Genomic DNA, 26,695 nt, shown 5'->3' on the forward strand with positions numbered 1-26,695 from the left:
AAAAGAGCCGCCATCTTAGCAAGCTGGGGTGTCATCGCGCCTTCCCTTCAGGCGCTCTGCTTGCGCGACATCCCGCCTGCGTTCCATTGAGCCGCTCACGCTAGCAACTTGCAGCAAATCTATTGCGTCTTTTGTTCGTTATATATTCCTTAAGGAACGCCTACGATAGTCCGTTGGTTTTGCAAGGAGAGCACGTGAGCAGCTCACAACAACACGTTACGAAAAACATCCGGGCTATCTTGCTCAAGCGCATTGTCACTTCCATGCTGCTTGCGGGCGCCTTCTTTGGCGCATTGAACGCCCACGCGCTCGATGCCGTCACCGTCGGTCTCGCGATCCCGCCAGCCGTACACGACGGCGCACCATATGCCGCAGCCGACAAGCTCGGGCTCTTCAAGGAAGAAGGGCTCGATGTCAAACTCATCATTTTCCAGGGTGCGGGCGCGCTGATTCCGCAAGTGGCGAGCAAGCGCATCACATTCGGTTATCCGACGGCGGAGCCAGTTCTATCGAGTTATCTGAACGGCGGCACGCCTGTGCCCGTGCGCTATTTCTATAACGGCGTGCCGGCCAACACGATGGAGTTCGCGGTGCTTGCATCGTCGCCGGTGAAGACCCTTGGCGATCTGAAGGACAAGAAGATCGGCGTCGGCGCGCTGAGCTGGGGCACGATTCCAGGCAGCCGCGCGGCGTTGCGCGAAGCGGGACTCAAGCCTGGAACGAACGTCGAGTATGTGGCGGTGGGCGCGCTCGGCGCGGGCTTTCATGCGCTGAAAACAGGCGCCGTCGATGCCCTCAATTTCAACAGCAGTTGGGACGACATGCTCGAACTTTCGGGCACGCCAATCCGCCGCATCCGCTACCCGTCCGTGTTCGATGAAACCGCGGGCAACGGTTTTATCGCGCATCGGGATACCTTTAACGAACATCCGGATCTCATTGTGCGATTCGGGCGTGCCTATACGAAGGCGCAGATCGTGTGCCAGGCGAACCCGGCGTTTTGCGTCAATGCGTTCTGGGCCGAGCATCCGGAATCGAAACCGCAAGGCGATGAAACGAAGAACCTGCGTGAAGCGGTCGAACTGGTCAAGCGCAGGCTCGACCGTGTCCTGCTGACATCCGACGGCAAGCCGCGGCAAGCGGGCGCGTACAACCTGCCAGCCGTGCGTGCGAATCTGGCGGAGATGCAGAAAGTCGGGGAATTTCCAAAGGGCGATGTTCCCATCGATCAAATCTTCTCGAACCAGTTCGTGCCCGAGTTCAGCCGCTTCGATGAAGCCGCGCTTCGCGAACGCGCGAGGCAACAATGAGCGCGCGTATTGATGTAACGCCGCAGACGGCGTTGATCGATGTCGCGAGAGACATTGTGTTGTCGGGCTTCACGCCGAACGCGGAGGTCGATGCTATCGCGCGGCAAATACAGCACGACGGCAGCGAATGGGAGAGCATCAACCGCTTTATCGCCGATGAAACCGGATGCATCGATCTGCGCACCGCGGTGCCGGTCTCGGGGGATTACGCCGGGAGTGGCGCGCAGGCAATGGGTATCGTGTGGTCGATGCGTTGCGTGAAGGAAGTACCCGGCGTTGATAGTATCGAGCCGCTGCAGGTCGAGATCGAAGCCCGCGATACGCGTGGCGCTACGGCGCATGCCTCGTTCACCCAACAATTCCTCGCCGATGGCGTGACCCGCCGGGAGGTTCGCGAGCAGGGCATCGTGGGTACGTTGTTTATTCCGGGAACGCCTGGCCCGCATCCGGCCGTGATCGTGCTGAACGGTTCGGGTGGCGGCATCAATGAGCCGCGAGCGGCGCTGTACGCGGCGCATGGCATCGCGGCCTTCGCGCTCGGCTACTTCAAGGCGCCGGGTTTACCGCCGGCCATTTCGCGCACGCCGCTCGAATATTTTGCGCGTGCGCTCGGCTGGCTGCGGCAGGCCGTGCAGCCCAGGAACGGCTTCGTGGCGATTGCCGGGCAGTCGCGCGGCGGCGAGCTCGCGTTGTTGCTTGGCGCGACATATCCGGACCTTGTCTCGGCGGTGATTGGCTATGTGCCGAGCGCGGTGTTGCACGGCACGTTGCGTGCGGGCGCCGTGGGCGAAGCGCCTGATTCGGTTGCATGGACGCTCGGCGGCAAAGCGCTGCCGCACGTCTGGGACGACAACCGCTACGCCGACTGGAGTGCGTTCAGGCATCCGCCCGCGCCCGGCGAACCGATCCGTCAGGCGCCCGCGTTCGTATCGGCTCTTGAGGACGCGGATGCGGTCGCGCGATCGCGTATCGAAGTCGAGCGCATTGCCGGGCCGATCCTTCTCATCTCGGGTACGGATGACGGCTTCTGGCCATCGAGCCGATACGCCGACATGATCGTCGATGATCTAAAGCAGCGCGGTTTCGCGCATTCTGTCGAGCATCTGCGGTATGAGGGCGCCGGTCATTCGATCCTGTTTCCGCACGTGCCGGCTACGCTCGTCGCGCGGCCGCATCCGGTCGCCGGCGTACGCATCACCGCGGGTGGATCGGCCTCGGCCAATGCTCACGCAAACGAAGCTTCATGGCCGCGAGTGTTGCGGTTTATCGAAACGAGGTGTTTGACGAGCCATCCGGAATGAGCGCGACCGCCGCGTTCACCGCAGAACGGATCTCGGTTCGATATCAGACACGCAGCGGCGTAATCGATGCATTGCGCGACATCGATTTGCGCATTGAAGAAGGCGAGTTCGTGGCGCTGCTCGGGCCATCCGGCTGCGGGAAGTCCACGTTGCTCAAGGTCGCTGCGGGCTTGATCTCGCCGACGGAAGGCCGCGCGAGCATCGGTGGAAAACAGCTCGACCGGCCCGGGCGCGATGTGGGCGTCGCGTTCCAGAAGCCGAACCTGCTGCCGTGGAAAACAGTCCTCAGTAACGTCATGCTGCCCGCGCAGACGCTGCGTTTGCCGAAAGCGCCCGCATTGACCCGCGCGCGGGATCTGCTCGAACTCGTCGGGCTTGCCGCGTTCGCGGACAACTATCCATCGGAGTTGTCGGGCGGGATGCAGCAGCGCGTCGGCCTCGCGCGAATGCTGTTGCACGATCCCGAACTGCTGCTGATGGACGAGCCGTTCGCCGCACTCGATGCAATGACACGCGAATCGCTCACGCTTGAATTGCAGCGCATCTGGCTTGCGCAACGCAAGTCGGTGCTGTTCATCACGCATAGCATTCCAGAAGCGGTTTTCCTGGCCGACCGCGTGGTCGTGATGTCTGCGCGGCCGGGCCGCATCATCGATGACTTTGCAGTTCCGCTCGATCGCCCGCGCACCGCCGACACAATGGCGAGCGCCGCGTTCGTGGATGCCTGCCGTTACCTGAGGGGACATTTCCAATGACCACCCGACGCGCAAACTGGACGGTACCGGCCTTTGTTTATCCGCTGGTGAGCCTGATCGTGGTGATCGCCGCGTGGCAGGCGGCGGTCAGGCTCCTGGCCATTCCCGACTACGTGCTGCCCGCGCCGATGCAGGTCTTCAATGCGCTCGCCGGCGGTTTCGCCGATGGCACGTTGTGGCCGCACATCGGCGCGACCTTGTTCGAAACACTGGCGGGTTATGCGATTGGCTCGGTGCTCGCGGTGCTGCTCGGCGCGATGCTCGCCGAGTCGCGTTTGTTCGAGCGTTTCGTGTTTCCGCTTCTGGCCGGCCTGCAGGCGATGCCCAAGGTCGCACTCGGCCCGATCATCCTGGTCTGGTGCGGATACGGGAGTGCATCGAAGATCGTGCTGGTGGTGCTGGTGTGCTTTTTCCCGTTGTTCATCAACACGGTCAACGGGTTGCGGCGCGCGGATCCGGATCTGCTCGATGCCTGCCGCGCGTTTTCTGCATCACGCGCGTATCTGTTCCTGCACGTGAAGTTGCCTTCGGCGGCATCGGAGATATTCAGCGGCTTGCAGATCGGGATTTCGCTTGCGTTGATTGGCGCGGTCGTCGGCGAGTTTCTTTCGTCGCAACGCGGGCTGGGTTATCTGATCAGCTCGGCGTCGGTGAACATGAGCGTGGCGACGATGTTCGCGGGCGTCGTGTTGCTTGCCGTGATCGGTGTGTGCGGCGCACAGGTCGTGCGCGTGGTGCAGCGGCGCGTGGTGTTCTGGGAGCAGCAGGTCACGCGAACGGTCGCCGATGTGGGCGGGAGTTGAATCCTTGAAGGCAGCCGGCGATGTCGGCCAAGCCGGGCGGCGACTTGCCCGGCTCGAAACTGACATGACGCTTCAGCGCCCGGACAAACCCTTCAGCCCATCGCTCTCGGCCAGCAAATCCCGCAGTGTCGTCCATCGCATTGATGCATAACGCACATTGTCCAGATGGAGCATCTTCGCTCGCCCGCTGAACATGTTGTGCATGTACTGCATCTGCTGGAAAACCGGGAAGACCTCGTTCTCGCTTTCCGGATCGGCGGCACGTGCGTCGCGGATCCTCCGTGCCAGTTCGTCCGCCGTTCCAAGCCGGAACAGGCTGAATTCAACACCCGATATCTCCGTGGCAAATGCCGCCATGTCGCGGGCGCTGACTACGTCTCCAGCGATCCTCAATGCACGCGGCGCCGACGGATCCAGCGCGGCCAGCGCGGTGTAATGAGCGACATTGTCCATCGTGGTGAAGTCCATCGCCTGGTCCGGTGATTCCCAGTATTGAACTCGCCGGTTGGCGATATCGAAGAAAGGTCCGTGTCCTGACAGCAGCATGTCGGCAAAGCCGCCATTGAAGATCGATGTTCCGGCTACCGGTGCTTTGTCGAGCCGCTGGTTGAATTCGCGCCGCAGATCGAAGTTGCGGTTTTCCCCGTCGTCAAGACGCGTGAAGTCGCACGCAAAGTCAGACGCAATAAAACGCGGCACCTTGGCTGCGACCGCTGCATCCAGCAGTTTCGATTGCATATCGACGATAACGTCGCGCAAGCCGGACAGCGTCGACACCACGCCCTCCGATCCCTCCAGCGACGCAGCAAGTACTGCGGCGTTGTTCATGTCGACCGGGACGATTTGCGCGCCGAGCCGTTCGAGTTCGGTGCGCGCTTCGGCTTTCGTCGATTCCCGAACAAGCGTCCGCACGGTTGCTCCCTGACCTGCAAGCGCGCGCACCAGACGCGTGCCGATGTTCCCGGTCGCCCCCGCTACCGTAATGATCTTGCCCATGATGTTTTGCCTGTTGTCCGTGAATGAACATTCACGATACGCGTTGCACAAACGCTTCCATAGCGGCATGATCGGAACGTATCGTTCCCAAAATGGAACAGTCTAATGATGGAACTTGCTGATCTACGTGTTTTCCTGCGCATTGCCGAACTGAAAAGCATCTCGGCGACAGCCCGATCACTGGAGCAGCCCAAGTCGTCGATCAGCCGCGCGCTTGCACGGCTCGAAGGCGAAGTCGGCGCGTTGTTGATCGATCGCGGCATGCGTTACATACGGCTGACCGATGCCGGAACAACCCTGTATCCGCACGCAAAATTGCTGTTGGCGTCCGCAGAAGAAGCGCAGGCGGCGGTGGACGGCTTCGGCGAGGTGCCGCGCGGGAAATTGAAGGTCAACGCGCCTTACACGTTCGCGGTGGGGCTGCTTGCTCCCATGCTGGCGGCGTTCACGCGGCGCTATCCGGAGGTCCAGTTGGTGCTCGATATCGATAACAAGGTCATCGATGTCGCGGCCGAGGAGGTCGACGTGGCGATCCGCATCGGCGCGCTGCCTGATTCGGATCTCGTAGCTCAACGTCTCACGACGATTGCACTGTGGACCTGCGCAAGCCCGGCTTACCTTGAAAAGCATGGCGTGCCGCGTTTGGTCAAGGACCTTGCCGGACACACTTTGTTGAGCCGTGAGAACCGGATTTCCCGCTGGCGATATAGGACGGAAAGCGGCGAAGAGCAGGATCTCGAAGTGTTGCCCGGGACGGTGATTCCCGAGCCGACCGTCCTGCAGTCCGTCGTGATCGATGGAGGTGGCGTCGGCCGGCTTCCGGACTTTCTTGCAGCGCCGGCCGTTGCTTGCGGCGAGCTTGTCCGGCTACTGCCCAGGCTCGTCTCGGACGCGGTCGATGTGCACGTGGTCTACACGAGCCGGCGTAGTCTTTCCGCCAAGAGCCGCGTGTTCATCGAATCGTTGCGCGAGCATCTGTCGCAACGTCCGGCAAGCGGCTCCTGACCTAGAGTCAAGCTATTGCTTGCGCGCGAAATACTCGGGCAAGCGGAAGCCATCGTAGAAATGGTTGTTCACGATCGCTTGCTGAAATGATGGCGACTGGTACGCACTGACAATCGCCTGCGTCACCGGAGCAGTCTTGTTCGCGGCCTTGACCACGACCTGATTGATGTACGGCGGCGTCATCTGTTCGAGCGCAAGGGCATCGGTCAGCTTGTAGCCGCTGAAGATCGCGAAATTCCCCTGGATCGCGGCAAAATCCACATCGTCCAGAGCGCGTGGTGCCTGCGCCGATTCCAGCGGCACGATCTTGATTCCCGCCGGATTGGCGATCACATCGCGCTCGGTGACATCCACCGGATTGGCGTTCGGCTTGATCTTGATCCAGCCGATCTGCTGGAGGATCTTCAGCGAGCGTTCCAGATTGACCGGGTCGTTCGGGACCGCGACGGTCGTGCCCGCTTTCACTTCGGTCAGCGCGTGATGCTTCTTGGAATACAGGCCCATGGGCGGCGTCGGGACTTGCACGACGCCGACCAGATCCGTTCCATTGCGATCGTTGTATGACTTCAGGTAGACCTCGTGCTGCATGACATCGGCGGCGATCTCTCCACGATACACCGCCTGATTCGCCTCCAGTCCCGTGCTGAATTCCACGTACTTGATCGAATAGCCTTTCTGGCGCAAGACCGGTTCAACGCCGAGTTTGAATTCATCGGAATAGGGACCGGGCACGAAGCCGATGCGCAACTCGTTCGTCTCCGCGGCATGGCTCGCCGGCGACGCAAGCGTCACGCTGAGCGCGATGGCAGCAGCGAGGAATGTCCAATCAGGCATGGTTCGGAATCAAGAAAAAAGGGAGGAAAGGGACGCGACACGCCGATCAACTTAAACCTTTGAAAGGCGCTTGAGAACCAAGCAAATTCGATATCGATATGTCGATCCGGCACGAATGAATAAGCATTGCGCTTCTTGTTGGTTTGCCCGCTGGATAGCCGACCGTATGCTTGCGATGCGTCGGCAACCGCCCGCGTCGATCCCGCAACCGTCTCCACAGATCCGTGAATCGTTTCCATTCTTCAAGCCGCCGTCGTTTCGTAGCAAGTGGTCTCACGCTTGCAGCCTCATGCGCGTTGCCGCTTGCTCATGCGCAAGGCAATACCGCGCAAACCACGAGGTCGTTACGGATTGGTTATCAGAAGGGATTGCTCAGCATCCTCAAAGGCCGTGGCACGCTTGAACACCGGCTGACGCCGCTGGGCGTGCGCGTCGAATGGACCGAGTTTCCGTCCGGGCCGCCGCAACTCGAAGCGCTGAACGTGGGTTCTATCGATTTCGGCGATGTGGGGGAAGCGCCGCCCGTTTTTGCGCAAGCTGCAGGGGCGCCGTTCGTCTACTACGGTCAGACTGCGCAGCGGCCGGCAAGCGAGGCGCTCGTGGTGCAGCAGGACTCGCCGGTAAAGTCGGTTGCGCAGTTGAAGGGCAAGCGCATTGCGTTGACCAAGGGATCGAACGCGCATTTCCTGCTGTTGCGATTGCTGGAGAATGCGAACATCGACTACGCCGATATCACGCCGGTCTTTCTTTCTCCCGCCGATGCCCGCGCGGCCTTCGAGCAAAAAGCAGTCGATGCATGGGTGATATGGGACCCGTTCCTCGCGGTCGTGCAGTCGACCAGCAAGGCGCGGATCGTGGCGGACGGCAGCGGTGTGGTCCAGAACCGCGCGTTCTATTTCACGTCGCGTACATATGTGCAGAAGAACGACGACGTGCTGCGCGCCGTGGTCGAAGAGATTGGTGGCATCGACCACTGGATATCGGAGAATCGCGAACCGGCGGCGGAGTTTTCGCGTTTGTGGGGCATCCCGCAACCCATCGTCATCACGGCGCTCACGCGGCTCAAATATGGGACCGAGCCCATTTCCCGCGATGCGCTGGCGAATCAGCAGCGCATTGCGGACGCGTTCTACAAGCTCAAGCTGTTGCCATCGCAAATCGACGTGACGGCGGCGGCTCCGCGAACGCTCGCCTGAGCGTTTGGCGCCGTCGGCCGCTCATGTCGGTCATAGTGACTTATACCTGCATGCGCCGAACCTGAACTACGCAAACGCCATGAGAATATGAGCGCGTGCTTCAGGCGACGGTCATCGATGCAACTTCCGCCCCCGGCAGCGCCGCGAGGACGGCGGGCGGCAGCACCAGCTTCGCTGTGCGGATACCGGCGCCCATCACGATCTGCGCACGCGCCATGACAGCGGACTCGATCAGCACGCGCCAGCCGGCGGGCAGCCCGAACGCGGTGATGCCGCCGAATTCCATTGCGCTGTGCTCGACGGCCGCTTCGCGCGGCGCGAACGAGACCTTTTTCGCACCGAGCGTTTGCCGCACGGCGCCGTTGACATCCAGCCGATGCGAACCGAGCGTCACGACCGCCGCGAAATGCTCTTCGCCGTCCTTTTTGTATCGAAGCACGATGGTGTTCGCGCAATCCTCCAGCGGAATGCCATAGCGCGCGCTGCAATCGGCCGTGTCCGATGCGTCGTCGGCGACGGCGAACACGACCACGTCCCGGCCTTCTATGGCAGCCGCCACATGCGCCGGAAGGTGCTGGTCAAGTTGATCGGCGGGGATGACGTCGGTTGTGGCGTTGATCTCGTACAGGTTCATTTGCGTGGCGAAAGTCGCGTGATGGAAGGAGCCTTATTCGGCCGCAAGCGTAGCGCAAACCGCGGCGGCGTGCTCGGCGGCCGGCTCGCGAGGCCGGCCTTCCATCAGTAAAACCCGTTGCGAGTTACTTGTTGTTCGCTAGCGAACCGGCGCTGTTCGTGCCGCCAAACAGCGCGGTGAGGTAGCTGGCGTTCATCTGCGAATTCGCCATCAGTGTGTTGAGCGACGTGAACTGATCGTTGTATGCGGTCGTGAGCTGCGCGGTGAGTGCGTCGAGCGCCGTTTGCTTGGTGACCAGCTTCTTGAGGTCGGCGGTGAGCGCGCTGGAGCGTGTTTCCACGATACCGCCCGTCGACAGGAACGACGTCAGGTTGTCGTTCATCTGCGTGCCGACGCCATCGGTGGAATTGAAAAGCTGCGATACCTTCGTCGGATCGCTCTTCAACGCGGCGTTCAGCGCGTCGGCATCGGTCTTGAGCGTGCCGTCCGGCTTGAGCGTGATGCCGATGGACCCAAGGTTGATCGACGATGCCCCTTTGCCGACGCCGCTGCTCAACACGCCGGCAAGCGTATTGCGAATGGTGTTCATCATGGCGTCGCCGAGAAGCGTGCCGCCTTGCGATCCCTTCGGCTGGCTCGAATCGAACGAGGTCAGCGTCTTCACCGTGCCGATGTAGTTGTTGTACGCCGTAACGAAGGCGTTGATGGCGGTTGCCTGGCCCGTCGTATCCTGCGCGACGGTCAGCGTTTGCGTAGTGCCGACCGAGGCTGAATCGAGCGTCATGGATACGCCGCTCAGCGCAGTCGTGATCGTGTTGCTCGCGCTCGTGCCGGCGGTGCCCGCAATCATGAAGTTCGCATCCTGGCCCGCGACGCTTTGCGACCACTTGCCGGTCGCGACACTTGTGGCCGAGCCCGTGTAATTGCCGGCCGTTTCCGCGCTGTTTGCCGGCGCGGACACGGTGCCCGAGGTCATGGCCAGATCGTTCAGCGCATCGTCCGGGCCGGCGCCCGCGATCGAAATATTGATCCCGTTGGACACCCCCGTCGACGATGACCGCAGCACCAGGTGCGCGCCGTCCGTGCCATTGACGATCGCCGCGGTGATCCCCGGATTGCCTTTGCCCGAATTGATGGCCGAGGCAATGCCGGCGAGCGTGTTGTTGTTCGAATCCACGTTGATGGACATGCTCTTGCCGCCGACCGACAGTGTCATCGTGCCGGCACCGAGCGTGCTGCCCGCCTTGAACGCGCCCGACGTAACCGATTGCGACGTCGCGATATTCGATACCTGGACGGAATACGATCCTGCCACGGCGCCTTTCGTGCCTTTGGCGGTGATGCCCTTCCCGTCGCCGATTGCGGTGAATGCGGACATGGTCGTGCCGTCGGAAAGCGAGGCGATCGAGCTTTGCAAAAGCGACATTACCGACTTCAACTGACCAAGCGCCGTAAGCTGGGTGTTGTCCGACTTGGTCTTGTTGGTCAGCGCTGCCGTCTGACCCGCCACCTTCGCATTGACGAGAGCAGTGACGAGCGCGTTCACGTCGGTCTTGCTTCCGGTCGAGCCGCTGATGATCGATTGCGCCGCCTGCTGGACGGCGCTGTTCGGATTCACGCTGGATGAAGAGATCGTGCTCATGCATTGCTCCGTTATTTTTGTCGCGCCGCGATTCAGGCAGGAGCCATGCGTTGGTGGCCTTGCCTGATATGACGAACGTGTGAAATTCGACAGACGGACGCATAAAACAGCTGGCATTCACTCTTTCTGGCCGCGTCAAACATCGTGTAACGGATTGTAATTCAGCTTACAGTTTACTTGCTAGTTTATTCATATAATTAACGTTCAAAGGCATGCGCTCGATTGATTCGATGCTAAGCCAGTCATGGAAATAGCGATCGACGATCATATACATCGGGAAGTACCAGTTTTCCCGCATGAAAGCGTTGTCGCCGGCCTGTTTTCGCGTCAATTCATCCTGCGTCGTAATTCCGGCAACACCGCTCTCCATTTTCTCCTTGGCTTTCGCGAATCCCGATCCTTTCGAGGCCGCGGTCGGCCCCGTCATCTGAATGGTGCTTTTGCGGACATCGTTGAAATAGAGATCGCGCCGCGCCGTGTCGCTCTTGAGCGATTTGAAATTGCTCTGGATCATGGCTTTGTAGGTCTTCATCCCCTTGCACCTCGGGTGAGAGGCAATGACCGAATTGCTGATTGCCGGCGTCTGGCCGCCGACCTTGCGCGCCCACCATGCGTCCGATTCCCAGTCGCTTTGGCTGACGCCGTCCTTCCAGGCGTAATTGACGGCCGAGAATCGTGGATACGACTCGTGACAAACGATCGATCCAAGCTTACTTGCGCAGGAGACGTCGGTATCGACATAGACGCCCCCGTACTGCATCAGGATCTCGATTCTCAGGATGTCGCTCGCCGCGCCGAAGTTGCCGCCGCGTTCGACCAGCTCCCGGCGGTAGATCGGCGCGGTCTTGCCCATGTTCAGGTCGCGCTCCACCTCCCGCAGCTTGATGCGATTGCTGTTGCAGAAGGCCATGATCGAATTGACCTTCTGCACGCGCATGCCCTGCAATGCTTCACCACGGTAGTTGAGGAATTCCTGCAGGTATTTCATCGTGGCACGATCGTCGCCGTCTTTTCCCACGTGCTCGGCGACCGTTTTCCACTGGTCCGCGCTCACGCCCGCGCCGTTGTTCTGCGCCGTGTAGTGCGCGGTCGCAGCGCGGCGCCGTTCGCCTGTCAGCAACTGTTTTGCATCGATCCAGAGATTGACTTCCCAGTCAGGATTTTTAGCCGGAAAACTTGCGATGCAGTCACGATTGCGTTGCGGGATGTCGTTACCGATCCAGATGATATGCAGCTTCTTAGGTATGGCTTTCACGTCGGATTCCTGAAGTCTGTCGTTCAGGAGAAACACTCAAGCCCCTTGGCATATTCCATTACGCTGGCACCGCAAAAAATGAATTGGAATGAAAATTCCATGTTTAATTCAGGTGAAATTTTCGTTGCACTGGCGTGAACGCTCTTCTATGCTTGTCCGTACCAGCGGCCGAAGCGCCGTGGTGAAAAAACAAGGAGACAGCCGTGAACAGCATGCAGGCCGATGCCATGACCCCTGACGGCGTGGTCGAAGCACTTTTGCACGGTCCCGGCGCGGTGCGCATTCGAGGGGCGTTCAGCGCAGCGCAGGTCGCGGAGGCGCGCCGTGTCGTGATGGCGCATTCCGACGATCGCGCGCAGACCGTCACGCATTTCCAGGGGCAGGCGGTACAAGAGCAGCGGCTGCATTTGCAGCGGCGTGTCTGGAATCTGCTGGCTAAAGGCAGTGTATTTTCAGAGATGGCCGAGCATCCTGTGATCGTCGCAGCAATGCGGCTTTTTCTCGGCGATGACTTCATCATGGGATCGATTGCCGCCAACCGGATTCTGCCGGACGGGCCGGGACAGGAACCGCATATCGATTATCCATACTGGGATTTTCATGCACCTGGCACGTTTCCGGTCGGCATCAACACCAGCTTTCCGCTCAACGCACAAGTCACCATTCCACTCGATCCATTCACGCCGCTGACCGGCGCGACCGCGTTCGTGCCTCACACGCAGCACGAACTGCGATATCCCGGCGATGGCGATGCCTTTTTCGAACGCTGCGAACGGATGGAAGCGGACCCGGGCGACGCGATCGTGTTTTTCGGCGCGACGTGGCATTGCGCGATGCCGAATCACAGCACGCAGGACCGCAGCGCCGTGCTGATCCAGTACCTGCCGAAGTTCGTCAAGCCGATGGAAGACCTGCGCGCGATGGCCGGCGAGGCGTTTGTGAAAAACGCCAGTCCGACGATGCGCCAGTTGCTCGGCCTGAATTTTCCATATCCGCAGAATCTCGACGCCGTCGCTGTCGCGACGAACGCAGAGGGGCGCACGAACGCACGGCGTTAGGGCGCGGGTTTATCGATTTACCCTTCGGAAAACCGCAGCGCCCGTTCCAAAGCGCCGGCGCTGATCGGTTTGTGGAGATATCCGTCGAACGGTTCGAGGTCATCGTCGCGCAGATCGGTGCGCCCGGTCACCGCGATCACGCACGCGTCACGCGATGCACCGTCTTCGCGCACCTTCCTGCAAAGTTCGCGGCCGTCGGCGTCCGGCAGTTCGATGTCGAAGAAAACCACGTCGAAGCTCTGCGCTTGCGTCAGCTCCAGCGCGGCGCGGCCGTCATACGCCACCTGCACTTTGTGTCCCAGGCCCGAGGCTATTTCGCCAAATGCATCGGCTGAATCTTTATGGTCGTCGATAAAAAGGATATGCACGATTCCCTCGGTATTAAGCGGTTTTTCTGCTCGGAGTTTTCGTCCTGCTGGCAGGTGGGATGAACGAGATCGCGCGTTCACAGACAAGCTATGCAACGACAATGCCAGGTGACGCCGGCGCAGCCGTGGCGCACGTCCGGCGTATTTGTCTGCGGCGTGCGGGTCATTGTTACAAGCGCGAGAAAAGCAGTTGACAATCGCAGCGCACGCCGCGAGCATGTTTCCGTTGGAAAGTTTTTAGAGCCCCTCTCATCTCCTTGTCCGTGATTCCCTATGAACGAAAGCCGAAAACCCGCAGCGGTTTCCCGGTCGAAGAAAACGCAGTCCGCTGATGTAACGTCCGAGCAAAAGCCCTATCACCACGGTTCGCTCCCCAACGCGCTGCTGGCGGCGGCTGAAACCGTGCTTCGCCATGACGGCATCGGCGGGCTGAGCCTGCGATCCATCGCGCGCGAAGCCGGCGTGTCGCACACGGCGCCCCAACATCATTTCGGCGATACCGCCGGCGTCCTGAGCGAACTCGCAGCGAGCGGCCATCTTCGTCTCACCGAAACCATGGCGAAACACGCGCATGGCCTGCAGCCCGGGCCGCAACGGCGCCGTGCCATTGCGCGCGGCTACGTGAGTTTCGCGGTGACGAACCCGGATTTGTTCCGGCTCATGTCGCGAGCGGAAATGCTCGACAACACGCGTCCATCGCTGGTCGAGGCGCGGCGTGCGTCGGCGCTGGCTTTATCCGATGTCACCGATGACACCCCGGAAGCGACGCAGCCACCGCCAAAACTCGATGCCACCCGCGCCGTCGCCATGACCGCCGCCTGGGCTTATGTGCACGGCCTCGCCACCTTGCTTATAGATGGACGCCTGAACGGCCTCGCGCTCGCAGCCGACGGCGTGGAAAGCGCTGACGCGCTGGTCGATGCGACCATCGAACAAATGCGGATTGGGTAGCGCCGCACCGGCTGATCGACCAGTTCGTCCGTAAAACCCCCTACGGACGAACTCGAATGATAGCGTTACCATCCGCTCACGATACAACCCGGCCTGGAGAAAAGCTTGGCCCCAAAACGTAAAACCCCAGAAGAACTTCGAAGCTTCCGATGGTATGGCGTGAACGACTTGCGCTCGTTCGGACATCGGTCGCGTACCGCGCAAATGGGCTATCACCCGTCCGATTACATGGGCAAACCCGTCATTGCGGTAGTGAACACGTGGAGCGAAATCAACTCGTGCCACACGCACTTCAAGCAGCGCGTGGAAGAGGTCAAGCGCGGCGTCTGGCAAGCCGGCGGCTTCCCGGTCGAAATGCCGGTCATGACGCTTGCCGAGCCGTTCCAGAAACCGACCACCATGCTTTACCGCAACTTCCTCGCGATGGAAACCGAGGAACTGCTGAAGTCGTATCAGTTCGACGGCTGTGTCCTGATGGGCGGTTGCGACAAGACCACGCCCGGCTTGCTGATGGGTGCCATCAGCATGAACTTGCCGACCATCTTCTTGCCCGCCGGCCCAATGCTGCGCGGCAACTGGAACGGCCGGACGCTCGGCAGCGGGTCCGATACCTGGAAATACTGGGCCGAACTTCGCGCCGGGAAAATCACGGAAGAGGAATGGAAGGGCATCGAAAGTGGTATCGCACGCTCGCCGGGCCATTGCATGACCATGGGCACGGCATCGACCATGACCACCGCCACCGAGGCGCTCGGCCTGATCCTGCCAGGGTTTTCATCGATACCCGCTGTCGACTCGCGCCACGCGCAGTTCGCTTCGCTCACCGGCCAGCGGATCGTGGAGATGGTCTGGACGGACCAGAAGCCATCGGACATCCTGACCGCCAAATCCTTCGATAACGCCGTCACCACCGTGCTGTCCATGTCGGGATCGACCAACGCGATCGTCCATCTGGTGGCGGTGGCGCGCCGCGCGGGCATCGACCTGACGACGGCGCGCTTCGATGAACTCGCGCGCATCACCCCCGTGCTCGCCAACCTGCGCCCGGCGGGCAAGTACCTGATGGAAGACTTCTTCTACGCAGGCGGTTTGCGCGCGCTGCTCGTGGAGCTGGGAAAGCTGATCGACGGTTCGCAAATGACGGTGAGCGGCACGACGCTCGCGGAGAACATAGAAGGCGCGGAGATCTTCGATACCGACGTCATCCGCAAGCGCGACAACCCGGTCGTGGAACGCGATGGCCTCGCGGTGCTGACCGGCAATCTCGCCCCCGATGGCGCCGTGATCAAACCCGCCGCAATGGAACAGCATCTGCTGAAAGCGCGTGGCCCGGCCGTGGTATTCAAGGATTACGCGGACATGGCGGCGCGCATCGACAACGAAGACCTCGACATCACTGCCGCGTCCGTGATCGTGCTGCAGCACGCAGGACCCGTCGGCGCACCGGGCATGCCGGAGTGGGGCCAGTTGCCGATACCGCAAAAGCTCCTGAAACAAGGCGTGCGCGACATGGTTCGCATCTCCGACGCACGCATGAGCGGCACGAGTTACGGCGCGTGCGTGCTGCATGTGGCGCCTGAATCGTTCGTAGGCGGTCCGCTTGCGTTGGTGCGGGACGGCGACATGATTGAACTCGATGTCCCCGGCCGGCGCCTTCATCTCAATGTCAGCGACGAAGAACTCGCCGCGCGCAAGGCTGCATGGAAAGCGCCGAAGCGACCATTCGAACGCGGGTTCGGCGTGATGCACCAGCTTCATGTCACGCAGGCGAACAAGGGTTGCGACTTCGATTTCCTCGAAGAACCGCTGACGGCATCCACGACGTCCACCGCCTCCACGAACGCCGATCGCGACGAACCCGAGATTCATTAATTTTATTCCGAGTACTGACTAAATGACTTCCTCCGGTACCGCCGTCAGCGCCGAAGCGCTGGAGTTGTTGCGCCATGTCAGCACGGCGACGCTCACCACGCAGTTGTTCAAGCGCGGCTTGCGCAATGTCTTCCTGCAAGGCGTCGCTCCGCTCGTGAAGCCGGAGCCGGGCGCGCCGAATCTTGTCGGCCCTGCGTTCACGCTGCGCAATATTCCGGCGCGTGAGGACATCGATCACGTGGGGGTGTTCCAGGACCCGGACCATCCACAACGCAAGGCGGTCGAGAGCGCGCCGCCGGGTAGCGTGCTCGTGCAGGACTGCCGCGGCGACCGGTCGGTGGCGTCGGTGGGATCGATTCTCGCGCTGCGGCTTGCGAAGCGCGGCGTCGCAGGCATGGTCTCCGACGGCGCCGTGCGCGACAGCGGCACGATCTCCGGCCTCGGCTTGCCGCTGTGGTGCGCGGGCGCGAGCGCACCGCTCAATCTGGCCAGGCATCACGCGGTCGATATGAACGTGCCGATCGCGTGCGGCGGCGTGGCGGTTTATCCGGGAGACATCGTGGTCGCGGATGTGGATGGCGTCGTGATCGTGCCGCACGAAATGGCGGAAGATGTCGCACGCGATGCAACCGAACAGGAGCAACTGGAAATTTTTATCTCGCAGCGAATCGATGAGGGCAGGCCCTTGCGCGGCACGTATCCGCCGAACGAAGAAACGCTTGCTGCCTACGCACAATGGCGTGCGCAAAAATGATGGATACCGCCCAGCCCTCTATCGATGAAACGCCGCTGATCAACCGCATCGCACTCAGGCTGATGCCGCTCCTCGGTTTGCTCTACCTCATTGCGTATATCGACCGGTCGAATATCAGCTTCGCCAAGTTGCAGATGCTCGGCAGTCTCGGCTTGAGCGAAGTGGCGTACGGGCTGGGTGCATCGCTGTTTTTTATCGGCTATCTGATTTTCGAAGTGCCAAGCAATTTGCTGCTGCACAAGTTCGGCGCGCCGCGATGGATCGCGCGCATCATGCTGACGTGGGGCATCGTGACCGTGCTGCTCGCGTTCACGAAGAACGCGACTTCGTTCTATGTGCTGCGTTTCCTGCTGGGCGCTTCGGAAGCGGGGCTTTATCCGGGCGTGATTTATTACCTGACGCTATGGTTTCCATCGCGGCATCGCGTGCGGATGTTGGGTTACTTCACGATCGGCAGCAGCCTCGGCAACATGGTGGGTGCGCCAATCTGCGGCTGGCTGCTCGACAAGGGCGGCTTGCTCGGTCTGCAAGGCTGGCAGTTGGTGTTCATCATCACCGGCATTCCATCGATCCTGCTTACTGCGGTCGTATTGCTGTACCTGCCCGAGTCTCCGCTCAAAGCGAAATTCATTACCGATGCCGAAAAGAAATGGCTCGCCGGTACGCTCGAGAAAGAACGCGCACTTGCCGCGCAATCGGAGTCCGGAAAGAGCAGTTTCCTGAGCGTCGTGACGGAACCGCGCGTGATCGGCATGGCGTTGTACTACATGATGCTTTCGATGTCCGTCTACGGCGTGAGCTACTGGCTGCCAACGCTCGTCAAAGGCTTTGGCGTGAGCAACACGGTCAACGGCCTGATCAACATCATTCCGTGGCTGCTCGCAACGCTCGTGCTGATATGGCTGCCGTCGAAACTGCGTGCGGCGAACCGCACGATGGCCGCCATGTTGTGCGCAGCGGTGCTCGGCGTGATCTTTTTTCTCGGTAGCGTCTTCCTGCCGACCAACACGCTGCGCTTCATTGCGTTGAGTCTCGGCGCGCCCTGCATGTATTTGCTGCTGCCGTGCTTCTGGACGCTGCCGCCCAGGTTCCTGACCGGCGCGCGTGCAGCAGCGGGCATCGCGGCGATCAATTCGCTGGGGAACGTGGGTGGTTTCATTGCGCAGAATCTCGTGCCCTGGGTCAGGCAGGCGAGCGGCAGCACCAAGGCGCCCATGCTGATTCCAGCAGCGTGTCTCTTCACATTCGGTATCGTCACGTTGATCCTGATGCGGCGTGAGCGTCATGCCCAGGGGGATGTCGCCCGCGAGCGGCGCGTGGAAGCGGCTTGAGTTGCCTGGCACCGGCTGCCAACTACAATAGCGGCGTTTAACCTTTCCACGCTCCAAGCGAATCATGCCGAACGACAAGCCCGCTGCGTTTTCCATCGATGACCCAACTAGTGGCGCCACGCGCGTGAAGCGAACGCGCGGCGGCCCGAAGGGCTTGCGGATCACCGACGTCGCCACGGCCGCAGGCGTCTCGCCCATCACGGTTTCGCGCGTATTCAACAGTCCCGAAACCGTCGCGCCCGAAACGCTCGAGCGCGTGCGGCGGGTCGTCCAGAAGCTTGGCTATGTGCCGAACCGGCTGGCAGGGGGATTGTCTTCGTCGAGGTCACGGTTGATCGCGGCCATTGTGCCGACCATCGCGCATTCGTTGTTCTCGGAAACCATTCAAGTCTTTAGCGAAACGATGTCGAAGGCCGGGTATCAGGTGCTGCTCGCGCTCAGCGGCTACAGCGACACGAGCGAAGAAACCCTGCTCGACGCGGTGCTGAGCCGGCGTCCCGAAGGTGTGCTGCTGACCGGCGTCGCGCATACGGATTCGTTGCGTGAGCGGCTGCGCAACGTCGGTATTCCGATTGTAGAAACGTGGGACATGACGGACACGCCTATCGATATGCTCGTGGGTTTTTCGCATTATCAAGTGGGCGTTGCGGTGGCCGAGCGCTTCATTGCGCGGGGCGTGCGTTATCCGGGGCTCGTTTCCGCCAACGATGACCGCGCGATCGCGCGCATCACCGGCTTTCGAGCGCGTTTCGCCCATGAAGGAATCTGCAACATTGCCGACGTGATCGTGTCGCCGCCGAGTTCGGTATCGGTGGGCAAAGCCGCGCTGCCGGAATTGCTCGCCCGCATGCCGCAACTGGACGCCGTGTTTTGCGGCTCGGATCTGCTTGCCATCGGCGTGCTTGGCGAAGCGAAACGGCGCGGTATTGACGTGCCGTCGCAGTTGTCCATCTGCGGATTCGGCGACCTTGAATTTGCATCGGAAACAAGCCCCACCCTCACCACTGTGCGCGTGGACGGCACGCATATCGGCCTCAACGCAGCGCAGTGTCTGCTCGCACGCCTGAGAGGCGAGCAGCATGCGAGCATCAGCGACGTAGGCTTTCACATCGTCGAGCGCGAGACGGTCTGAAGTCAAACGCATCCCTCCTTCCGACGGGCTCCTTCAGCCCCTTCTCATGCATGGTTTCGGCAAGTCCGTTTGCCGACGACACTACATTCATCGATCGATAACAATCACTCCCGGATCAACCGGGCCGATCGATGTGGTGGGCTTGATTGATCGAAGCACGTAGTAAAAGATTACGACAAGAAGGGTGCACGGTTGAGCTGGGCCATGCCTGAGTCGGCGTTACATGGCATATAAGAAACTTACTAATCGTGTGTAACACCGGCGATTAAATTTTTATCACACCGGGGAAATACCCTGCGTATCTGGCTCTCAGTCGCAGGACACAACTTCTGGAGGTAACTATGAAATCGTCGATCTATGCGGTCCTTGTTGTTTCGGTTCTGGCCGCGCCGATCACCTCATTTGCTCAGCAGGGAAACGGGCCAATCACTCGTGAGCAAGTGAATAATGAACTCGTGCAGCTTCGCGAAGCCGGATACACCGGCAGCGCCAGCGACACGACTTACCCTGCTGAACTGCAAGCCGCGCTCGCCCGCGTGGCCGAAAAGAACCAGGCGCAGGCGCAGATGCAGATGCCGCAAAACAGCGAGTACGGGACGTCGTCCAGCGGTTCATCGCAGGCGGGACGCCCACAAGCCGCGGTCGATACACAAGCGGTCTACAAGGGACAGTAAGGTAGTGCGTGGGGCATTGGGCGGCTTGTCGTGCCCGATGCCCCACAACGTGTTCGCCTTGTCGTCAGATCCATGTCTTGACGGTCGGGAAATAGTTCGCAAGTGTCGAAGGAACATAAGGACCAGGGGTGCCTGCCGGGTCTCCAAGCACTGATGTTCCCGCAAGACGATCACGAATCGAGTGATAGGCGCAAAGCGGAAGGAACTTCGAGAAGTCGCGCGGTCCATGCGGAAGATCGACGAACACGCCGCTCGCCCACGGTCGATGCGCTACCCCAAGGGCGCTTGGCGACATCGGCAGGTAAGGATTCTGGAAAATGATGCCGTTGTCGATCTCGGCCAGACTGCTTGTCATCCATGCGAGCGCACAATCGGACAAACCACTTTCGTTGTCCGTAGAAGGGTAACCTCCGCCGACATCCGAATGCGCGCCGGGGAAAAGCACTTGCGTGACGTTCGCGCGTTCGTCCCACAGCGTCGGCGTAAAGTCGCCCCGCTCTTCGTCCAGGCTGATCGCATGAAAACCGTACTGCACAGCGGGGCTCAAGGATGTATCGGCAAAGCGGAACACGTCCACGCGTGCATCGTTGGATTCCACATAGAGCGGAATGCCCATGGCGCCGACCGTATCCCACACTCCGATTGCCTGGATTTTTACGTTTGGAACGAGATCCTTGGGGTCGATGGGCGGATTCAGTGTCAGGAAGCTCGTTACATCCCTGAACAATGAAACAATGGAAGTGTTCCACGTCTTCGATATGGCCGTCACCCGGTTCGAACGATGCGCGCGCCATGCAGCAACCCCGTTGCGATAACCGACTATCGGGTCGGCCAGATCGAGCGTCTTTGCATTGAGCAAACCCTGATCGACGATCAGTCCGCCAAGCGCGCGGGCGGTGTAGGACCCGCGACTGAAGCCGATGATGAAGATGCGGTCGCCCTCTTCGTAATTGCGCGAGATGAACGTGTAACCGCGGACGATCCGCGCGATCAATCCCCACCCGAAAACGCCGCCGAGCATCTTGATGATGGCGTTGTCTGAGTCGCCCACGCCGTGCAGATACTTGGCCACTTGCAGGCATGTCCCATCCGCAGTCAGCGACGATTCTTGTTCGGTTGCATAGACCACGGCGCCCGAATGCGGATCGCTGGCAAGGTTCAGGAACAGCTTCCATACGTTGGTGGTCTTGGGCGTGTCGTCATCTTCGCCGGAGTTGGGGCCGTTCCAGGTGCCGTCGGCACAGAACACAATATTCTTTGGCATGACTCTCCTTTTTGTTGGATTGCGTTGCGGCGAATCAGGGGTGAGCGTCCCCCGTGGAATACCCCGACTTGAACGCTTCGCCCGCCATGTCTTCCGATGTTGCCACGCCATCGGTCTTCGGCTGCGCTTCGGTCGTCTTGAAGCCAATGTAGGTTGCACCGCTGATACCCAGCAGCAAGAGCGTGTTGATATCGAACCGGGGCATCGTGCAGGTGGTAAAGACCTGATTGAGGAACATCAGGCCGACCACGATCGTAAAGATGAGCATCTGCACCCGGTGGACGGCGACGCCGCTTTCGTCGCTTGTGAGGTCCTTGAAAAAATGCGGTGTCGTCGGTGGGAATTGCGTGCGCCTCGACAGGTCCACCCCGCGCGCCGTGACGCCGAGGACGCTGTACAAACCGATCAGGACGAGCGGCTGCGCGGATAGCGGCGGCACCCCACCGAGCGCGAGCCATTCGAACACATAAGACACTACGATAATCGCTGTCCACCAAGCCATCTGCGTGCGCGCGAGGCTGAACGTGCGGTCCTGAAAGGGAACGGTGGTCTCGGCGCCCACGTCCCGCAGCATGGCCGTTTTCGCCCCGAGACAGACGAAGAGCGCCACCGTCGCGATGGCTATGACGACGGCTACCGCAATACGCCACGCGCGCGACCAAGTGAACAAAAGCGTGGTGCCCGGGCCGGCGACCGACTTGCCGTCGGCGCCGGCGACGCTTGCCGAGAGCTCGCGCGCAAGCGCGGAACCGTTGCCTTGCCACGGAAAGCCGGTCATCCGATGCCATGCCGCCGCGTTCTCCGGCGGTACCGCACCGCTTGTCCCGTCCAGCAGGAACGATACGGCGTGCGGGTCGCCCCCGCAACCTTGCGCCGGGATGCCGGTGTTGTTGCCATCGACGATCAGCGTGTATTGCCGGACAACGGACTGCGCCGGGCAGTCGGCAGTTATCGGAACGCGGATGACGTCTCCAAGTGAGCCTTGTATGACTTCAGGCTCGGCGTGCGAGGCGGTGCAGAGCAGCAGCGACGCGAGCAATGTCAGTGCAGCGCGGCAAAACAATTTCATATGCCCTCCCGAATCAGTCTGCGTGCTCGGCAACGGCATTAAGCGGCAACGAAACCCGCTCGAGGAACAAGCTGCGCTCCGCATTCCTGCGTTTTAGCAGGCCCGGCAACGCCTGCCCGTTTGCGTGACACCAGCGAAGAAACTGGTCTGCGGCGCCCGTGAAATTCCCGGCGTTGAGCAGGGTCAGCAGCGTGGACGATCGAAGATTTGCGATGCCGAGGTTGAACGCGAAGCTGGTCAGCGCGCCGTACTGGTTGTCATTGAGCGCAATGGTCACCAATGCCAGCACGCCGGCCCCCGCCTGCATGAGATCGCCTTGCAGCAGCGTTTCTGCTTGCGCGACAGTAATGCCCGCGGGGTACAGCGCCTTGACCTGGGCGAGCGAGGCGTTGCCGCGCAGGAAGTGGCCTCCGCTTGAGATGGCGTGTCCCCAGCCAATGGTCCAGATACCTACCGGATCGAGATAAGGTCGGATGGTCCCCGTGCCATCGCCGAATCCCGGGATGCCTTCATATTGCTTCACCAGGTTGACAGCGGCATTGCATACGGGGCGAGGGGTCATGACGTTCTCCTTGGACGCTTGCCAAATGGCCTTGCGCGGGGCATGCAGGCGCCTTGACGCGCCATACGAAGAACGAACGAGTGAACTTGTTTTGGAAACGAACCTGCGTGGGCCGGACCACACAACGTGTTGCATTTACAGCCTGCGTCTTAAATCGCAGACCGTTTAAATCGTCTTCTGGATGCACCTTAAAACAATCGAGGTAATCGATGGCGCCATCGGACCAGAACAACCATCACCATCCCGGCACATTCGACGAACTCATCTTCCGCCGCGAACTGAACGAAGTGCACCTGCTGCTCGACTTCATATCGGGCCGGCCGAACGCGCACATTTGGGACCTCGACGGCAAGGTTCCACTACCACCCTCGGGCGCCAGGAGCGCCACGGACGTCGCGCCCCCAACGGAAGAGAAACCCGCCTGTTGCGGAAAGCATGACACCACGCTCGATGCGTTCGAAACCATCAAGTGGGTGTGCAAGCTGCGCTATCCGCCGACACCGCCTTCAACCGACAAGGCTTACGACGCCACCTTGCTGTTTTACGTGAAAGACCGGTTGAACAGTCTTGCGTATCCGGCGACGGGGTTGAGCATCGCCTACACCTATATCTTCGTTGAAGAGCAACGCCCCATTCAGGGTGCGCACGATCCCGACCGGGAAGCGCAGACCCGTGCGTCGGTGGCGCGCGAGGCTTATCCGGGGCTAATCGGCAGCGCACGCCGGTTCCGATGGATCCACAAGTCCAACACGGTCATTGGCGTATGCGTGACGATCTTCGCCGCCGTGCTCTTATGGCTTGTCACGTACGGCGTGCAGATCACCGCGCGTTTTGAAACAGACGGAAGGGCTGCAACCGATATTACGCAGAAAATCTATGCAGAAGTCGACAAGGAAAACGCGGCCAGCCCCGCCGATCAAAGAGTCATCGCGAACCGCAAGACTGTGCCCGAGCGATGTGATGCGTCGAGCATCGAAGACCAGACGAATACGGTTCGCCTGCTATGCAACGAGTGGTCGTATATGCAGGCGCGCTACGACATGTCGATCGCCGACGCGGCGACTTTCGCCAACAGCTTTCCTTCCAGGGTCCTCATGTGGATGTTTCCGACCGCGTTCGGACGGGGCGAATGGACGACCGGAACACGCACGGGCGCGTTGCGCGACGAAGAACCAAAAGCGCCGCAGGAGGCCATCCAGTCGATCACGCTGGTGTTGTCCGCGTACGCGAGTTATGTCCTTCCAATCCTCTTTGCTTTGGTCGGCACCATTGCTTCGCTGCTGCGCGATATTGGCAACAAGATCACCGGTAACCTCCTTGCTCCAAGGGACGAAACACTTGCGCTGATGCGCGTACCGTTGGGTTTGATGGCGGGCGTTGCGGTCGGATTGTTCTTCAGTCCGTCATCGGTTGCGACGCAGGTGAGCGCGGGTGCGGGCGTGTTGACGCTGACCGCATCGGGCCTCGCGTTCCTTGCCGGCTACGCCGCCGATGGTTTCTTCCGTATGCTCGACACGCTGACAAGCCGCGTCTTTAGTGTGAGCAATCACGACAGACGAGGGCCATCGAACTAACTTATTTAAATGTGTTCTGTTGAGTGACAGTGCGCCGGCGCAGGTGTTCCGAAACGGAGCAATGGAACTATGCCGGATTTAGACTTGCTCTTTGCCGGTCGGGCATGCGGAAGTTGGCACGCATCTCGCGTGCAGTTTTCCACCGGTCACGGGAATGTTCGCCGTGACGGTCACACTCACCGACATGCGAGGAGCACGCACATGAATCACGCTGAGATGCAGTTCCTGAACACCGACTTCCCGTACAAAAAGCAGTATGGCAACTTCATCGGTGGACAATGGGTCAAGCCCGTAGGCGGTGAATACTTCGACAACATCTCGCCGATCACAGGCGAAGCGTTCACGTCCATTCCGCGCTCGCGCGAAGCCGACATTGAACTCGCGCTTGATGCAGCGCACAAGGCCAAGACTGCGTGGGGCAAGACTTCGCCCACCGAGCGCGCGAACATCCTGAACAAGATCGCCGACCGTATGGAAGCGAATCTGACGCGCATCGCGGTGGCCGAAACAATCGACAACGGCAAGCCGCTACGCGAAACCATGGCCGCGGATATCCCGCTTGCAATCGATCACTTACGCTATTTCGCCGGCGCAGTGCGTGCGCAGGAAGGCTCGATTTCTCAAATCGATAACGACACGGTTGCCTATCACTTCCACGAACCCCTAGGTGTGGTCGGGCAAATCATTCCGTGGAATTTCCCGATCCTGATGGCGGTATGGAAGCTTGCGCCCGCGCTTGCCGCCGGCAATTGCGTGGTCCTGAAACCGGCAGAACAAACGCCGGCATCGATCCTCGTGTTCCTCGAACTGATCGAAGACTTGCTGCCGGCCGGCGTGCTGAACGTGGTCAACGGCTTCGGGCTCGAAGCGGGCAAGCCGCTGGCATCGAACAAACGCATTTCGAAAATCGCATTCACCGGCGAAACCACGACCGGCCGCCTGATCATGCAGTACGCGAGCCAGAACCTGATTCCAGTGACGCTCGAACTCGGTGGCAAGAGCCCGAACATCTTCTTCGCCGACGTGATGAACGCGGACGACAGCTTCTTCGACAAGGCGCTCGAAGGCTTCGCCATGTTCGCGCTGAATCAGGGCGAAGTGTGTACGTGTCCGTCGCGTGTGCTGATTGAAGAGAGCATCTACGACAAGTTCATCGAACGTGCGCTCAAGCGCGTGGCCGCAATCAGCCAGGGCCATCCGCTCAATGCCAGCACGATGATCGGCGCGCAAGCCTCGCAAGAGCAACTGGAAAAGATTCTGTCGTATATCGATCTGGGCAAGCAGGAAGGCGCGGAATGCCTGATCGGTGGCGAGCGCAATACGCTGGATGGCGAATTGAAGAACGGTTATTACATCAAGCCGACCGTGTTCAAAGGCCACAACAAGATGCGCATCTTCCAGGAGGAAATCTTCGGACCCGTGGTGTCGGTCACGACTTTCAAGGATGAAGCGCAAGCGCTCGAAATTGCCAACGACACGCTCTATGGTCTTGGTGCAGGCGTGTGGACACGCGATGGTACGCGGGCTTACCGATTCGGCCGTGACATCCAGGCCGGCCGCGTATGGACGAATTGCTATCACGCATACCCGGCGCACGCGGCGTTCGGTGGTTACAAGCAATCTGGCATTGGCCGGGAAAATCACAAGATGATGCTCGACCACTATCAGCAGACGAAAAACCTGCTGGTAAGTTACAGCGACAAACCGCTCGGCTTCTTCTAAAGCGGGTAGCCTGAATGGCGGGCCGCACATGCAAACGCAATGCGGCCCGCTCCCCGACACTTTAAGTGGAAACCCTGATGAGCCAAGACGAAGTTTCGCGCGTGACAGTCACGCCCGCGGCAATCGAGTTAATCGAAAAGCTGAAGGCGGAACACGGGCAAATACTGTTTCACCAATCTGGCGGATGTTGTGACGGAAGCGCGCCCATGTGCTTTCCGGTTGCTGAATTCATGGTCGGTTCGTCCGACGTCAAACTTGGCGAGATTGCCGGCGTGCCTTTCTACATGAGCGATTCGCAATTCGAATACTGGCAGCATACGCAACTGATCATCGATTGCGTGCCGGGTAACGGCGGCATGTTTTCGCTGGAACGCCCGAGCGGTCTGCGTTTTCTCACCCGTTCGCGCCTATTCGACGACAAAGAATCTGCATGGCTCGACGAACATCCGGTCGAGCATGTAACAGGTTGAAGCTGAAAAGACGCCGTTTCTAGTGGTACATTGTCTCGATCGACCACGCGACGGCCGGAGCTTAGCATCGACTCCATCCGCGAATGCTGGCGGAGGAGACAATGGTTATGACCCCGGTTTCTCTAGGCCGTGCCGGTACGCTTGCGAGCGATCAAGCCGGCCG

Annotated in this window: 26 protein-coding genes; 16 read left to right on the forward strand and 10 right to left on the reverse strand. The window is 60.4% G+C overall.

Annotated features, from left to right (window positions below; all coding sequences use genetic code 11):
- The first annotated feature begins 194 nt into the window (after nucleotides 1-194).
- Genes AX768_RS17815 through AX768_RS17830 form a run of 4 tightly spaced genes read left to right on the forward strand, consistent with a single transcriptional unit; the run spans nucleotide 195 to nucleotide 4,169 of the window.
- Nucleotides 195-1,310: an ABC transporter substrate-binding protein gene (locus AX768_RS17815; RefSeq protein ID WP_231941505.1), complete on the forward strand. Its 1,116-nt coding sequence runs from the start codon at nucleotides 195-197 to the stop codon at nucleotides 1,308-1,310.
- Nucleotides 1,307-2,611, forward strand: a complete 1,305-nt coding sequence (locus AX768_RS17820) for an acyl-CoA thioester hydrolase/BAAT C-terminal domain-containing protein (RefSeq protein WP_062001444.1) — start codon at nucleotides 1,307-1,309, stop codon at nucleotides 2,609-2,611. The genes AX768_RS17815 and AX768_RS17820 overlap by 4 nt, the downstream gene beginning before the upstream one ends.
- Entirely contained in the window at nucleotides 2,608-3,366 is a 759-nt protein-coding gene (locus AX768_RS17825) for an ABC transporter ATP-binding protein (RefSeq protein ID WP_062001445.1), read from the forward strand. Before AX768_RS17820 ends, AX768_RS17825 begins: the two co-directional genes overlap by 4 nt.
- The gene (locus AX768_RS17830; protein ID WP_062001446.1) at nucleotides 3,363-4,169 is read left to right on the forward strand and encodes an ABC transporter permease; all 807 of its coding nucleotides are present in this window, start codon (nucleotides 3,363-3,365) and stop codon (nucleotides 4,167-4,169) included. Before AX768_RS17825 ends, AX768_RS17830 begins: the two co-directional genes overlap by 4 nt.
- A 72-nt stretch (nucleotides 4,170-4,241) precedes the next feature.
- Here AX768_RS17830 and AX768_RS17835 read toward each other — a convergent pair whose 3' ends face one another.
- On the reverse strand, nucleotides 4,242-5,165 hold the full coding sequence (locus AX768_RS17835; RefSeq protein ID WP_062002304.1) for an NmrA family NAD(P)-binding protein: 924 nt from the start codon (nucleotides 5,163-5,165) through the stop codon (nucleotides 4,242-4,244).
- 105 nt (nucleotides 5,166-5,270) lie between these two features.
- Between AX768_RS17835 and AX768_RS17840 the strand changes: the two genes are divergently transcribed.
- The gene (locus AX768_RS17840) at nucleotides 5,271-6,170 is read left to right on the forward strand and encodes a LysR family transcriptional regulator (protein ID WP_062001447.1); all 900 of its coding nucleotides are present in this window, start codon (nucleotides 5,271-5,273) and stop codon (nucleotides 6,168-6,170) included.
- Nucleotides 6,171-6,182: 12 nt separating this feature from the next.
- On the opposite strand, the gene AX768_RS17845 is transcribed toward AX768_RS17840, so the two are convergent.
- Together AX768_RS17845 and AX768_RS33270 are read right to left on the reverse strand one after the other, a co-directional pair.
- A complete protein-coding gene (locus AX768_RS17845; RefSeq protein ID WP_062001448.1) occupies nucleotides 6,183-7,004 on the reverse strand; it encodes a MetQ/NlpA family ABC transporter substrate-binding protein in 822 nt (273 codons plus the stop codon).
- Nucleotides 6,959-7,243, reverse strand: coding sequence for a hypothetical protein (locus AX768_RS33270; protein WP_062001449.1), 285 nt, complete (start codon nucleotides 7,241-7,243; stop codon nucleotides 6,959-6,961). Before AX768_RS33270 ends, AX768_RS17845 begins: the two co-directional genes overlap by 46 nt.
- On the opposite strand from AX768_RS33270, the gene AX768_RS17855 reads away from it, so the two are divergent.
- A complete protein-coding gene (locus AX768_RS17855; RefSeq protein ID WP_062001450.1) occupies nucleotides 7,229-8,200 on the forward strand; it encodes a sulfonate ABC transporter substrate-binding protein in 972 nt (323 codons plus the stop codon). The genes AX768_RS33270 and AX768_RS17855 overlap by 15 nt on opposite strands.
- 100 nt (nucleotides 8,201-8,300) lie before the next feature.
- Here the strand turns inward: AX768_RS17855 and AX768_RS17860 are convergent, their stop codons facing one another.
- From AX768_RS17860 to AX768_RS17870, 3 genes are all read right to left on the reverse strand, one after another.
- On the reverse strand, nucleotides 8,301-8,834 hold the full coding sequence (locus tag AX768_RS17860; protein WP_062001451.1) for a YbaK/EbsC family protein: 534 nt from the start codon (nucleotides 8,832-8,834) through the stop codon (nucleotides 8,301-8,303).
- Between the two features lie 124 nt (nucleotides 8,835-8,958).
- Entirely contained in the window at nucleotides 8,959-10,476 is a 1,518-nt protein-coding gene (fliD, locus tag AX768_RS17865; protein ID WP_062001452.1) for a flagellar filament capping protein FliD, read from the reverse strand.
- 166 nt (nucleotides 10,477-10,642) lie between these two features.
- Nucleotides 10,643-11,767, reverse strand: a complete 1,125-nt coding sequence (locus tag AX768_RS17870) for a TcdA/TcdB catalytic glycosyltransferase domain-containing protein (protein WP_231941507.1) — start codon at nucleotides 11,765-11,767, stop codon at nucleotides 10,643-10,645.
- Nucleotides 11,768-11,943: 176 nt separating this feature from the next.
- Here AX768_RS17870 and AX768_RS17875 point away from each other — a divergent pair, with 176 nt between their 5' ends.
- Nucleotides 11,944-12,789 carry a phytanoyl-CoA dioxygenase family protein gene (locus AX768_RS17875; RefSeq protein ID WP_062001453.1) on the forward strand — a complete coding sequence of 282 codons (846 nt, stop codon included), beginning with the start codon at nucleotides 11,944-11,946 and terminating at the stop codon, nucleotides 12,787-12,789.
- A gap of 17 nt (nucleotides 12,790-12,806) precedes the next feature.
- On the opposite strand, the gene AX768_RS33715 is transcribed toward AX768_RS17875, so the two are convergent.
- On the reverse strand, nucleotides 12,807-13,376 hold the full coding sequence (locus tag AX768_RS33715) for a response regulator (protein WP_231941508.1): 570 nt from the start codon (nucleotides 13,374-13,376) through the stop codon (nucleotides 12,807-12,809).
- A gap of 54 nt (nucleotides 13,377-13,430) precedes the next feature.
- On the opposite strand from AX768_RS33715, the gene AX768_RS17885 reads away from it, so the two are divergent.
- The 6 genes from AX768_RS17885 (at nucleotide 13,431) to AX768_RS17910 (ending at nucleotide 19,871) form a co-directional block, all read left to right on the forward strand.
- Nucleotides 13,431-14,108, forward strand: a complete 678-nt coding sequence (locus AX768_RS17885; protein ID WP_062001455.1) for a TetR/AcrR family transcriptional regulator — start codon at nucleotides 13,431-13,433, stop codon at nucleotides 14,106-14,108.
- Nucleotides 14,109-14,213: 105 nt separating this feature from the next.
- Nucleotides 14,214-15,980 carry an L-arabinonate dehydratase gene (gene araD, locus AX768_RS17890; protein ID WP_086386608.1) on the forward strand — a complete coding sequence of 589 codons (1,767 nt, stop codon included), beginning with the start codon at nucleotides 14,214-14,216 and terminating at the stop codon, nucleotides 15,978-15,980.
- Between the two features lie 22 nt (nucleotides 15,981-16,002).
- On the forward strand, nucleotides 16,003-16,734 hold the full coding sequence (locus AX768_RS17895; protein ID WP_062001457.1) for a ribonuclease activity regulator RraA: 732 nt from the start codon (nucleotides 16,003-16,005) through the stop codon (nucleotides 16,732-16,734).
- Nucleotides 16,734-18,065, forward strand: coding sequence for an MFS transporter (locus tag AX768_RS17900; protein WP_062001458.1), 1,332 nt, complete (start codon nucleotides 16,734-16,736; stop codon nucleotides 18,063-18,065). Before AX768_RS17895 ends, AX768_RS17900 begins: the two co-directional genes overlap by 1 nt.
- 64 nt (nucleotides 18,066-18,129) lie before the next feature.
- Nucleotides 18,130-19,197 carry a LacI family DNA-binding transcriptional regulator gene (locus tag AX768_RS17905; protein ID WP_062001459.1) on the forward strand — a complete coding sequence of 356 codons (1,068 nt, stop codon included), beginning with the start codon at nucleotides 18,130-18,132 and terminating at the stop codon, nucleotides 19,195-19,197.
- 341 nt (nucleotides 19,198-19,538) lie between these two features.
- Nucleotides 19,539-19,871, forward strand: a complete 333-nt coding sequence (locus tag AX768_RS17910; RefSeq protein ID WP_062001460.1) for a DUF4148 domain-containing protein — start codon at nucleotides 19,539-19,541, stop codon at nucleotides 19,869-19,871.
- Nucleotides 19,872-19,935: 64 nt separating this feature from the next.
- Here the strand turns inward: AX768_RS17910 and AX768_RS17915 are convergent, their stop codons facing one another.
- Genes AX768_RS17915 through AX768_RS17925 form a run of 3 tightly spaced genes read right to left on the reverse strand, consistent with a single transcriptional unit; the run spans nucleotide 19,936 to nucleotide 22,766 of the window.
- A complete protein-coding gene (locus AX768_RS17915; protein ID WP_062001461.1) occupies nucleotides 19,936-21,135 on the reverse strand; it encodes a DUF2235 domain-containing protein in 1,200 nt (399 codons plus the stop codon).
- Nucleotides 21,136-21,169: 34 nt separating this feature from the next.
- Nucleotides 21,170-22,204: a hypothetical protein gene (locus tag AX768_RS17920; protein WP_155524276.1), complete on the reverse strand. Its 1,035-nt coding sequence runs from the start codon at nucleotides 22,202-22,204 to the stop codon at nucleotides 21,170-21,172.
- A gap of 13 nt (nucleotides 22,205-22,217) precedes the next feature.
- A complete protein-coding gene (locus AX768_RS17925) occupies nucleotides 22,218-22,766 on the reverse strand; it encodes a lysozyme (RefSeq protein WP_075358173.1) in 549 nt (182 codons plus the stop codon).
- A gap of 209 nt (nucleotides 22,767-22,975) precedes the next feature.
- Here AX768_RS17925 and AX768_RS17930 point away from each other — a divergent pair, with 209 nt between their 5' ends.
- From AX768_RS17930 to AX768_RS17940, 3 genes are all read left to right on the forward strand, one after another.
- Nucleotides 22,976-24,340 carry a hypothetical protein gene (locus AX768_RS17930; protein ID WP_062001464.1) on the forward strand — a complete coding sequence of 455 codons (1,365 nt, stop codon included), beginning with the start codon at nucleotides 22,976-22,978 and terminating at the stop codon, nucleotides 24,338-24,340.
- Between the two features lie 201 nt (nucleotides 24,341-24,541).
- The gene (adh, locus tag AX768_RS17935; protein WP_062001465.1) at nucleotides 24,542-26,062 is read left to right on the forward strand and encodes an aldehyde dehydrogenase; all 1,521 of its coding nucleotides are present in this window, start codon (nucleotides 24,542-24,544) and stop codon (nucleotides 26,060-26,062) included.
- A gap of 77 nt (nucleotides 26,063-26,139) precedes the next feature.
- Nucleotides 26,140-26,532 (forward strand): DUF779 domain-containing protein, encoded by a 393-nt coding sequence (locus tag AX768_RS17940; RefSeq protein WP_062001466.1) that lies wholly within the window; start codon nucleotides 26,140-26,142, stop codon nucleotides 26,530-26,532.
- Nucleotides 26,533-26,695: the final 163 nt, after the last annotated feature.

The organism is Burkholderia sp. PAMC 28687 (genome assembly GCF_001577465.1).
Classification (GTDB): Bacteria; Pseudomonadota; Gammaproteobacteria; order Burkholderiales; family Burkholderiaceae; genus Caballeronia.